The 10,989-nt window shown below is 71.9% G+C and carries 9 protein-coding genes; 1 reads left to right on the top strand and 8 read right to left on the bottom strand.

Annotated elements, in window-relative coordinates:
• Window positions 1-10 precede the first annotated feature (10 nt).
• From ACIODU_RS14960 to ACIODU_RS14940, 5 genes are read right to left on the bottom strand one after another with little or no spacing between them, the layout of a single operon-like run.
• Entirely contained in the window at window positions 11-1,480 is a 1,470-nt protein-coding gene (locus ACIODU_RS14960) for a cellulose binding domain-containing protein (protein ID WP_401767879.1), read from the bottom strand.
• 11 nt (window positions 1,481-1,491) lie between these two features.
• Complete coding sequence (locus tag ACIODU_RS14955; RefSeq protein ID WP_401767663.1) at window positions 1,492-3,114, bottom strand: beta-N-acetylhexosaminidase; 1,623 nt, start codon at window positions 3,112-3,114, stop codon at window positions 1,492-1,494.
• Between the two features lie 13 nt (window positions 3,115-3,127).
• The gene (locus ACIODU_RS14950) at window positions 3,128-3,967 is read right to left on the bottom strand and encodes a carbohydrate ABC transporter permease (RefSeq protein WP_401767661.1); all 840 of its coding nucleotides are present in this window, start codon (window positions 3,965-3,967) and stop codon (window positions 3,128-3,130) included.
• The gene (locus ACIODU_RS14945) at window positions 3,964-4,887 is read right to left on the bottom strand and encodes a carbohydrate ABC transporter permease (protein WP_401767659.1); all 924 of its coding nucleotides are present in this window, start codon (window positions 4,885-4,887) and stop codon (window positions 3,964-3,966) included. The genes ACIODU_RS14950 and ACIODU_RS14945 overlap by 4 nt, the downstream gene beginning before the upstream one ends.
• On the bottom strand, window positions 4,884-6,131 hold the full coding sequence (locus ACIODU_RS14940) for an extracellular solute-binding protein (protein WP_356425142.1): 1,248 nt from the start codon (window positions 6,129-6,131) through the stop codon (window positions 4,884-4,886). The genes ACIODU_RS14945 and ACIODU_RS14940 overlap by 4 nt, the downstream gene beginning before the upstream one ends.
• Before the next feature lie 245 nt (window positions 6,132-6,376).
• Here ACIODU_RS14940 and ACIODU_RS14935 point away from each other — a divergent pair, with 245 nt between their 5' ends.
• Window positions 6,377-7,204: a GntR family transcriptional regulator gene (locus tag ACIODU_RS14935; RefSeq protein WP_356425139.1), complete on the top strand. Its 828-nt coding sequence runs from the start codon at window positions 6,377-6,379 to the stop codon at window positions 7,202-7,204.
• A 69-nt stretch (window positions 7,205-7,273) separates the two neighbouring features.
• Here the strand turns inward: ACIODU_RS14935 and ACIODU_RS14930 are convergent, their stop codons facing one another.
• Genes ACIODU_RS14930 through ACIODU_RS14920 form a run of 3 tightly spaced genes read right to left on the bottom strand, consistent with a single transcriptional unit; the run spans window position 7,274 to window position 10,985 of the window.
• Entirely contained in the window at window positions 7,274-8,317 is a 1,044-nt protein-coding gene (locus ACIODU_RS14930) for a LacI family DNA-binding transcriptional regulator (RefSeq protein WP_401767656.1), read from the bottom strand.
• Between the two features lie 26 nt (window positions 8,318-8,343).
• Complete coding sequence (locus ACIODU_RS14925; RefSeq protein WP_401767654.1) at window positions 8,344-9,294, bottom strand: ROK family protein; 951 nt, start codon at window positions 9,292-9,294, stop codon at window positions 8,344-8,346.
• Window positions 9,291-10,985: a class I mannose-6-phosphate isomerase gene (locus ACIODU_RS14920; protein WP_401767652.1), complete on the bottom strand. Its 1,695-nt coding sequence runs from the start codon at window positions 10,983-10,985 to the stop codon at window positions 9,291-9,293. The genes ACIODU_RS14925 and ACIODU_RS14920 overlap by 4 nt, the downstream gene beginning before the upstream one ends.
• Between the last annotated feature and the right edge of the window lie 4 nt (window positions 10,986-10,989).

The following is a 10,989-nucleotide window of genomic DNA, read 5'->3' as shown; positions in this document are numbered from 1 at the left end:
GGTCCGGCGGTCACTGACTCGCGGGCACCGTGTCCTCGAAGGTCCTGCCCGCCGCGCGGTACGCGGCGACCTTGGCGTTGACCTGTGCCGGTGTCAGCACCTGGTCCTTGACGTGCAGCACGTAGTCGACCTTCTGGTCGTACGACCGCGGCGTCGTGCTCGTCTGCCCCGCGAGGTCGATCAGCCACTGGTTGAAGTTGATCGACATGGGCCGCTCGGGCAGATAACGGGCGTCATGGGTGCCGAACGGCTGCCCGTCCACGTAGTACGTGATCGCCGTGTTGTCGATGGTGACCACCAGATCGTGCCAGCCCGCGTAGCTGGTACGGGACTCGGAGTGCTGGTTGACCGCCTCCCAGGGATCGGGGCGGTAGGTCTCCCAGGAGGTGGTGTACAGGATGTTGGACGGCTCCCCCCAGCCGCCGTTGGGCAGGTACTCGAAGTCGTACTCGGCGTAGTCGTCCGCCATCGGCGCCTTCAGGTCGTTGATGGTGAAGAACGTCTGCACCAGACGGTCGCCGTCGGGTCCCGACCTCGGTGTGTCCGTGAACCTCACCCGCGCCGCGTACGTGCCGTTCCGGAACTTGGTCGCCTTGGTGAGCACTTCGGTCTGTTCCGTCGTGGCGGCGGTACCGGCCGTCGACGTCTCCAGGTTCATGACCGAGTTGGTCCCCTCCTTGGCGAAGGTGACGTTGTCGGCCGCCCAGGCCGCGCCCGGCACGCCGGGGCCGCCCGCGTTGGACCGTACGTTCCAGCCGTGGGTGCCGATCGCCGGATCCGTGTACGAGGTGTAGTTGAAGTCGTCGAAGAGGGCCGCGCCACCGGTGGGCGGGTCCGTCGGGGGGTCGGTGGGCGGGTTGGTCGGGCCGCCCGGGTCGTTGCCCGCCGGGGCCGTACCCCAGACCGTGGTGCCGCCGACCGTCGCGGTCGCCTTGGTCCAGTCCCCGTACGTGGTCTGCGCGGGGCCGAAGGAGTAGTCGTCGCTCTGGTTGAGCGCCGCCCAGTTGGAGCGGTGGAAGCGCAGTTGCAGGTCTCCGGTGTCCGCCCCGGCGGCGAGGCTGCCCGCCCCCGCCGTGAAGCCGATCTCCAGATAGCGGTCGGCGGTCGCGGTCGGGTGGGCGAGGGTGCCGAAGGTGCCGGTGATGTTCGCGCAGCCCTTCACCGCCCAGGAGCAGGCGAAGGTGTACGAGGCGCCGGCCTCGGCCCGGAAGTAGTAGCGCACCTTGACGCCGGTGAGCGCGACGGACGAGCCGGAGGTGTTGACGACCTTGAACCAGGGCTCCGCCTGGTCGGATCCCGTCGAACTCTGGCGGTACTGCACCTTCACGGTCGGGTCGGCCGCTCCGGCGGGCACCGCGGTCAGTGCCGCGCAGCCGAGCCCGGCCGCCACGCCCAGGGCGACGGCGGTACGGAGTCGCCGGGCGGACCGCTTTCCGGTGGTCCCTGTTCCTTCGGTCCTGCTGCTTTCGTGCCCGTTCATCGGGTGTCCGGTCATCGACCTGATTCCTCTCCTGGCGGGGGGATGTGCGGGGAGTGGTGCGGGCCGTGCTGATCGTGCGGGTGGTGCGGGTCCCGCGGGTTCTGCTGATCGTGCGGGTGGTGCGGGGGTCGGTCCGGCACGCCGAGCGTGTCGAGCCGGGTTCTGTGGTGGGCGAGACGGCGCTGGAAGCCCGGCCAGTCGCGGTGGGCGGACCAGGCCGTCTCCGCGAGGGCGCAGAGGCGGGGGAAGGCCAGGTATTCGGCGTGCGCGGCGGTGGGCACGTACTCGCTCCACAGCTGCGCCTGGGTGCCGAGGACGCGGGCGGCGGTGGCCGCCTCCCAGCCGGCGGGCGCCGGGTCGAGGTCGTACACGTCCCGCAGGGTCACCGGGCCGCCCGGCTGGCCGGGCGGTTCCTCGGGCCGTCCGCTCTGCGGGTAGTCGAGGTACGTGGAGCGGTGGGGCGCCATGATGATGTCCTGGCCCCGCCCCGCCGCCACCAGGCCGTGCGCCGCGTCCCGCCACGGCAGCGCGGTGAAGGCGAGGGGCAGGTCGCGGCCGCTCTCGGTCCAGCCGAGAGGGGTACGGCCCCGCTCGGCGAGGAAGCCGCCGATCCGGTCCATGAACCAGCGGTGCAGCTCACCGGGGCCGTTCAGGCCTTCCCGCGCCGCCCTGCGCCGGGCGTCGTCGGACCGCTCCCACTCGACGATCGGGCACTCCTCGCCCCCGACGTGCACGTACGGCGAGGGGAAGACGTCGGCGACCTCGTCCAGTACGGCGCGGCAGAAGTCCAGGACCTCGTCGTGCACGCCGAGGATCGTGTCGCAGACCCCCCAGCGGTTCCACACCTCCAGCCGGCGGGAGGGGTCGTTGCCCAGTTCGGGATAGGCGGCGAGCGCGGCCCGTACATGGCCGGGCATCTCGATCTCGGGGACGACGGTGATCCCGCGCGCGGCGGCGTAGGCGACCAGGTCCTCCAGCTCGCCCCGGGTGTAGGCCCCGCCGTGCGGCTCGCCGCCCACGGTGGTGAGCCGCGGATAGGCGGCGACGGGCATGCGCCAGCCCTGGTCGTCGGTGAGGTGCAGGTGCAGCACGTTGAGTTTGTGCAGGGCGAGCAGGTCGACGAACCGGCGGAGGAAGGAGACGGGCCGGAAGCGCCGGGCCACGTCGAGCATGACACCGCGCCAGGCGAAGCGCGGGACGTCGGTGATCTGGACGCACGGCAGCGTCCACTCCGTCCCGCGTACGGGCTCCGCCGACAGGGCCTCGGGCGGCAGGAGTTGGCGGATCGTCTGGACGGCGTTGAGGAGGCCGTCCGGGTGCGCGGCGCGCAGCAGCACGGCGTCGGCGCCGACCGTGAGGCCGTAGCCCTCGCGGCCGAGCCCGGTGAGGGCGGGGTCGACCACCAGGACGACGCTCCCGTCCGCCGCCGGGGGCAGGGGCAGTCCGGTGGCGGGGGCGAGGAGGGTACGGAGCAGGTCGGCGGCGGGGGTGGCGGCGGCCTCGGCCCGTATCGCGGTGTGCGCGTCGAGTGTGAACCTCCCGGGCAGGGTGGTCAGTTGGGACGGGCGGGGGATCAGGGGTGGTCCGCCGCGCCGGGTGGCGGGGTCGGCTGCGGGGTGTGCGGGTGCGGTCATCCGGTGTGTGTCCCTATCCCTTGACGGCGCCGCTGGTCATCCCGGCGGCGACCCGGCCCTGGAGGACCAGGAAGAGCAGCAGCACGGGCAGGGCGAAGAGAGTGGAGGCGGCCATGGTGGCGCCCCAGTCCGTGCCGAAGACGTTCGAGAAGGAGGACAGCCAGACGGGGAGGGTCCGGTCGTCCTGGTTCTTGATGATCAGCATGTTGGCGAAGGCGAACTCGTTCCAGGCGGTGATGAATCCGAAGAGCGAGGTGGCGAGGAGGCCGGGTGCGAGGAGCGGCAGGGTGACCCGGCGGAAGGCGACCGCCCGGGTGCATCCGTCGACCTGCGCGGCCTCTTCCAGTTCGACCGGGATGGCGGTGAGGAAACCCCGCAGGGTGACGATGGTGAAGGGCAGGGTGATCATGAAGTAGATCAGCGTCAGGGTGGCCAGCCGGTCGAGCATGTCCGTGTCCCTGGCGATGATGTACATCGGGATCAACAGCGCTTCCCAGGGCGCCACTTGCGCGATGAACACCATGAGGATGAAGCCCCGGCGCCCCTTCCAGCGCAGCCGCGCCACGGCGAACGCCGCACCGAGGGCCACGATCAGGGCGAGGACGACACAACCGACCGTGACGATCAGACTGTTGCGCCAGAAGAGCCAGAAGCCGTCGGCCTCGAAGGCCTTGGTGAAGTGGTCGAGGGTCACCGAGGTGGGCAGGAAGACCGGGGTCTCGGACTGGATGTCCGCCGTGGGCTTGAAGGCGGTCAGCACCATCCAGTAGACGGGGAAGGCGGACAGGACGAACACCAGCAGGGCGGCGGCGTGCAGCGGGACGCGCCGGGCCCGGGAGCGGGAGCGGCTCACAGCTCAGCCTCCTGCCGGAACATCTGCCGGAAGTAGAGGACGAGCGCGGCCAGGAGCAGGAGGACGGTGACGGTGGAGACCGCCGCGCCGAGGTCGTACCGGTGCAGGGACTGGGCGACGCGGTAGGCGTAGACGGGCAGGGTGGTGGTGGCGTCGCCGGGGCCGCCCTTGCTGATGGCCCAGATCTGGGCGAAGCAGCGGAAGACCCAGATGACTTCGAGGCAGAGCACGAGTCCGAAGATCGGGCGGAGGATCGGCAGCGTCACGGAGCGGAAGATCCGCGCCGCGCCGGCGCCGTCGAGCCGCGCCGATTCGTACAGCTCCGCGGGGACGGTGAGCAGGGCCGCGTGCAGGGTGATGGCGGCGAACGGGACGGACTGCCAGACGACGACGATCACCAGGATGGTGAAGGTGGCGCGGCCGTCGGCGAACCAGGAGTAGTTCTCGTACGACGTGAAGCCGAGCCGGACGAGCAGCCAGTTGACCACTCCGAGCCGGGACGAGAACAGCCACTGGAAGACGGTGGTGGTGGCGATGACGGGGCTGGCCCAGGCGAGCACCAGCCCGCTCAGCACCAAGAGGCGGGCCCGGCGGCCGAGTTGCTGGAGGAGGAGGGCGACCAGTGTGGCCAGGACCATGATCAGGAAGACGTTGACGGCCGTCCACCAGAGGGTGCGGCGTACGACCTCCCAGAACTCGTCGTCCCCGAGGATGTCCCGGTAGTTGGCGAGACCGGCGAACGAGGCGCCGCCGCGCACGAGTTCGCCCATTCCGTACCGCTGGAAGGAGATGACGAGGTTGCGGACGAGCGGGTAGAGCAGCAGGGCGGCCGCTCCGAGGACCGTGGGAGCGATGAGCAGATACGGCCAGAAGGCCCTGGGGAGAGTCCTGGGGAGCGCCGTGGGGAGGGCCCGGTTCATGAGCCGAGCGTCTTGGTGATGCTGTCGGACGCGTCCCCGGCCGCCCGCGCGGGGTCGGCGCCGGTCAGGACGGCGGTCATGTACTGCTTGATGGGGTTGGTGGCCTCGACGGCGGCCCACTGCGGGGAGTTGGGGGTCGCCCGCCCCCGCGCCGCGCCGGCCGCCATCGCCGCCGTACCCTCGTCGCCCTGGACGGCCGACGCGAGGGACGTCCTGTTGGGTACGTAGCTCATGGTCTTCGCCATGTCCTTCTGCCAGGTGTCGCCGGTGAGGGCCTTGATCACCTGATAGGCGCCGTCCTGGTGGCCGGAGGCCTCGGGGACGACGAGGTCGGAGCCGCCGGTGAAGACGGATCCGGGGACGCCGGCGGTCCTGCCCGGCACCGGGAAGAAGCCGATCTTCCCCTTCAGCGCGGGATTGGCCTCCTCGACGATCTTCGCCCCGCCGGGGACGGAGATGATCTGCGCGACGCCTCCCTCGGCGAAGACCTCGGCCTGGGGCGGCTTGGCCTCGTCGGAGTCCTTGGGCCCCTTGCCGAGCGCCTGGAGGCGACGGTAGAAGTCCATCCCCGCCAGGGCCTGGGGAGTCTCCAGGGCTCCCTTCCAGGTGTCGCCGGAGCGGGTGGCGAGGTCCCCGCCCTGGTCCCAGATGAATCCGGCGAGGGTGTACCAGTTCTGCCCGGGGAGGTAGATGCCCTGGGTGGCGCCCTTGTTGAGCTTCCGCGTGGCGGCGAGCCAGGCGTCCTGGGTGGCGGGCGGCGCGGTGATCCCGGCCTCGGCGAAGAGGTCCTTGTTGTAGAGCACGACCCGGTTGGCCGCGTACCAGGGGATGCCGTACTGCTTGCCGTCGATCCTGCCCGGCTCGGCGAGACCGGGCAGCCAGTCGCCGCCGGACAGGTCGCCGGTCCGGTCGGTGAGGTCCTTGACCCCGCCGCTGGCGGCGTACTGCGCGACCTGGGTGTTGCCCACCTCGATCACGTCGGGGGCGTCCTTGCTGGCGAGGGCGGCCGTGACCCGCTCGCCTATGCCGTCCCACTCCTGGATCTGGATGTCCAGGGTGAGATCCTCGTGCCGCCGTTCGAAGTCCCGGGTGAAGCGGCCGAGGAAGTCGGAGGTGACGCTGTCCTTCATGATCCAGACAGTGAGCTTCTCGGGCCCGGCGGCGGTGTCGGAGGAGGAGCTACAGGCGCTGAGCGCCAGGGTCGTGGCGAGAGCTGCGATACCGGCGATGAAGCGGATCTTCACGGACCACCTCGATGAGAGATTTACCAATTGGTCAACTGGCAAGACGCGGTGACCAGAAGGTGGCATGGACCAATGGAGCCGTCAAGCCCGGAAACAAAGGATTCACTTGCGCCCGGGGCTCACGCCGACGGCTGGAATGGTGCAGAATAGCCCTTACCAGTTGACCAGCCATCGAGGCAGCCATTGACCAGTAGGATCGACTCGGGATCGATTCAGGGTCGACGCGAGCGAAAGAGGTCACCTCCATGGGGAGCGGTTCGTCGGGCGGGGTACTCAAGCGCGAGCGGGTCAGGGACCACCTGCTCGGCCTGATCGAGACGCGCCACGCGGGCGACGCGATCCCCTCCGAACGCACCCTCTGCGCCGAACTGGGCGTCTCCCGGCCGACGTTGCGCTCGGCCGTGGACGAACTCGTCGCCACGGGACTGCTGGTGCGGGAGCACGGCCGCGGCATGTTCGTCGCCCCGGCGAAGATCACCCAGGAACTCAGCGCCGACGACACCGCGTTTGTCGTCCCCCGGGCCTCCGGCGCCTGGTCGAGCCGCGTCCTGGAACGCAGCACCTCCCAGGCCGGCGCCAGGATCGGCCGCAAGCTGCGCGTCTCCCCGGCGGCCGAGCTGATCTACATCGCCCGCCTGCGCCTGGTGAACGGCGCCCCCATGGCGATCGAGCACCTGCACATCCCGGCCGAGCTGGCCCCGGGACTGACACCGCAGGAGCTGGAGTCGGGCGAGCTCTACGACCACCTGCGGGAACACCACCAGGTGTACGTGCACGAGGCCACCCAGTCCATCGAACCCACCGTCGTGAACGAGGCGGAGGCGTCCGTCCTGGACGTTCCGGTCCTCTCCCCCGCCCTGCTCATCGAGCGGCTGACCCTGGACACCTCGGGCCGCCCCGTCGAGTACGTCCATTCCCTCTACCGGGGCGACCGCTACCGCATCGTCTCCCGCCTGGCCCTCGGCACGTCGACCCCCCACCCCCGCCCCCAGGGCCACCACCCCGGCATCCCCCCGGGCGACTTCGCCCACGACGGCATCATCACGTCGTCCACGACGGGGGACGCGTACTGACGGTCACGGCGGCCCGGACCTGGTGACTCCGCGGAGGACGGCCGCTTGCGCGGTCAGCGCGGGGTCGGGTCAGCGCGGGGTCGGGTCCGGGGGGCCGTAGTGCACGAGTGTGGTCGGTACGACGGTGCGCCGGTACGGAGTGGCGGGTTCGGCGCTCGCGGGTCCTCCGGCCATGCGCGCGACCAGCAACCGGCCCGCCTCGCGGCCCAGTTCGTCGCTGTCGTAGGCGACCACCGTCAGCGGGAGGCCGAGTGTGTCCGCGAGTTCGAAATCGTCGAAGCCCGCCAGCACCGTGGCGGTTCCCGCGCGGCGGACGGCGCGGAAGGCCCCGATGGTGTTGCGGTTGTTGGAACAGAAGAGCGCGGTGGGGGGTGTCGGCAGGCTGAGCAGTTCCGCGGCGGCGCCCGCGGCCTCGCCGGTCTGCTGCTGTCCCTGGCGGACGTAGGCGGGGTCGGTGGGCAGGCCCGCGGCGGCGAGGGCGTCGGAGAAGCCGCGCAGGCGCTCGGTGCTCGTGTGGACGGCGGGCGGCGGGCCGAGGAATCCGATCCTGCGGTGTCCGGCGCCGAGCAGGCTCTCGGTGGCGGCGCGGGCACCGCCGTAGTCGTCGACCAGTACACAGTCCGCGCCGAACCCCTCGGGCGGACGGCTGGCGACCACGACGGGCACGCCCTCGGCCGCCGCGGCGGCCAGATGCCGCTGGTCGGCGCCGGCCGGCACGGCGATGATGCCGTCGACCCGCCGCCCGACCAGGTCCGCCACGAGACCGCGCTCGGTGTCGAGGTCCTGGCCGGTGTTGCCGATGACGGCCTTGAGGCCGTGCCGTACGACGACGGAGTCGACGCCCAGGGCCAGCCGTGAGTAGAACGGGTTGGCCAGGTTGGTGACCACCAGGCCCACGAGGCCCGTACCGCTTCCGAGACGCAGGCTGCGGGCCATCTCGTTGCGGCGATAGCCGAGTTCGGCGACCGCCGCGCGCACGCGGGCGGCGGTCGCCGGCAGCACCTTCGGATCGTCACGCAGGACGCGGGAGACGGTCATGGCGCTGACCTTCGCCCTCTCGGCGACGTCACGCACCGTCGGCTGGGCGTCCTTCGACCCGTGTGTCTCCGGCATCCCGGCCGTGTTCCCTTCGTCCGTCCTCACCCGGTGGCCGCCGCGCGCGCCGCGCCGATCAGCGCGGCGTCGTCGGCGGAGCCGGCGGGCACCACCGCACGAGTATGCCGTGCGGCTCCGGCCGGGGCGCCACGCGGCTGGGTGCCGTCCGGGCCGTCGCCCAACTCCCCGTCGCCCAACTCCCCGTCGTCCGGGACCCAGCCGCCCGAGGCAAGTCCGCCGCGCAGGGCCGGGGAGACGAGGTCCCAGGAGCGGGCCATGGAGCCCCCGACGATCAGGGCGGTCGCGCCGAAGGCAGCCAGGCGCGGGCCGAGAGCGGCACCCAGCACGGTCAGGGCGTCGGCCAGCACCCGGCGGGCCCGTTCCTCCCCCGCCCTGGCGCGGTCCGCGATGTCGCGCACGTCGGCGGCCGGATCGCCGTACCGGACGAGGATCGCCCGCCGGGAGACGCTGTCCTCCAACGGCCTGCCGCCCACCTCGGTCAGGTCCATGCGCCCGCCGGGCGGCACGCCGGATCCGTCCTCGCGGATCAGGCCGTCGGCGAGAAACGCCGAGCCGACGCCCGTACCGAGCGTGATGCCGACAGCACGGCGGTGTCCGCGGGCCGCGCCCCCGCACCACTCACCCGCCAGGAAGGCGTGCGCGTCGTTGAGGAACACGACGTCACCGGGGCGCCGCCACACCCCGCCGAGGAGTGCCGCCCGCACGTCCACTCCGTACAGGGCCTCGAACTTGCCGACACCCGCGAACAGCGCGATTCCCTTTACGTAGTCGAACGGCCCGGGCACGGCCACCCCCCACCGTGCGCCGGGAGGCGCCGGCAGCCCGGCCGCGCAGCGCCGTATCCCCTCCAGGATGTCCCCGGCGGCGCCGTGCGGGTCGAGCGGGCTCCTGGTGCGGTGGACGACCCGGCGCCCGGGCAGGTCGACAAGCGCGGCGGTGACATGGGTGCCGCCGATCTCCAGGACGGGGATCACCGGACGAGCGCCTTCACGACCCGTACCGTACGGCCGCCGACCGCCCGCAGGGTGTAGCCGCCGACCGCGGCCGGCACGGTCAGCGTCTCCGCGTAGGACAGTTCGTGCCGGTCCCCGGCCGCCGTGTGCACGGTGACGCCCTCGCCCTCCACCACGTTCAGGAGGTGGAAGCGGTCGCGGGTGTGGTCGTCGGCCTCGGCGCCGGCGTCGATCACGTACCTCCTGACCTCGTAGAACATCTCGTCCAGCGCGCCGATCACCTCTTCCCGCCAGCCGTCGCCCTCGCGCAGGGTGCGCGGCTCCTGCATCAGGTCCCGCGCGACGCTCCCGCCGCGCCGTCCGCTCTCCAGGTTCGCGAATCCGTGGTCGTACGGCAGGGGGCGCGGGGTGCCGTCGGCGGCGGCCCGCAGCCAGTCGTAGAACCTCAGGCTGTACAGGTACGGGGTGGCGCTGATCTCCAGCACCAGATTGCCCGCCCCGCTGGCGTGCGGGGTACCCGCGGGGATCATGAACAACTGCCCCTGCTGGGCGGGGAAGGCGAGGACGTGGTCCTCGGGGTCCATGGGCACTCCCCCGGCGACGGACTCCCGTACCTCCTTGCGGAAGAGATCCACGTCGGCGTCCTCGCGCAGGCCGAGGAAGACCTTGGCACCGGGGCCGCCGAGGGTCAGGTAGTACGTCTCGTGCTGGGTGTACGGCCAGCCGAAACGCTCCCGCATGTACGGCTCCTTCGGGTGGCAGTGCACCGAGAGGTTGCCGCCGCCGACGGTGTCGAGGTAGTCGAAGCGGATCGGGAAGGAGGTCCCGAAGCGGGCGTGCGCCTCGGCCCCCATCACGCTCTCGGGTTCCAGCACGCACATCAGCTGGAAGGGCACCTCGACCTGGTCCCCCGGCCCGGTGCCGACGAGAATGCCGGCCTCGGGCGCGATCAGTTCGTAGCCGAGCGCGGTGTTGTCCGCGTCGGGGTTGAAGCCGAGCTCACGCTGGGCCCAATGGCCGCCCCAGGGGGTGGAGTTGAAGTACGGACGGGTACGGACCGGCCGGCGCGCCAGCGTCGCGTAGGTGGCGCGCAGGCCCTCGCCGTCGATCAGCGCGGGCCGGTCGGGTTCCTGCGTGTCGAGCCAGGCGTCGAAGCGGTGCGCCAAGGCGTCGCGGTGGCGGTCGAGCATCGGCCAGTCGACGTAGAACAGCCGCCTGAAGTCGGGCTTCCCGTCGGGCAGTCCGAGGTTCGCGCCCCGCTGTCCCGCGGCCACGGCGGCCTCCGCGTACCGCTTGGGCACGTCGGCGTACCACAGCAGGTCGTGCTGCACGAGAGCGGCGCCCGGCCCGTGGACGAGCAGGACCCCCTCCGTCGGGGGAGCCGGTCGCGGGAGGGTGTCGAAGAGGTCGTCGAGGGGGTTCTCGGCGAGCTTGCGGAAGTACGGGTCGTCCGCGTCCTCCGGTCGTTCGGTGCGCCGCCCGACCTGGGCGGGCGAGGCGTAGTGGGTGCGGACGTCGAGCAGGGTGAGCGGGACGCCTCGCGCCGTCAACTCGCCTTCCAGGCCGTCGCGGAGCCGCTCCCAGTCGACGGACGGGGGGCCGTCGACGGCCACCACCACCGGGCCGTCCGGGAGGCGCGCGGACACCGCCCGCCATCCGGTGGCGAGGACGGCCTGGGGTGCGGGGGTGTAGCGCGGGTCGAGCCGGTACATGCGG

It is taken from the genome of Streptomyces sp. NPDC088261, assembly GCF_044740805.1.
Classification (GTDB): domain Bacteria; phylum Actinomycetota; class Actinomycetes; order Streptomycetales; family Streptomycetaceae; genus Streptomyces.
This window is presented reverse-complemented; position numbering and strand designations above follow the sequence as displayed.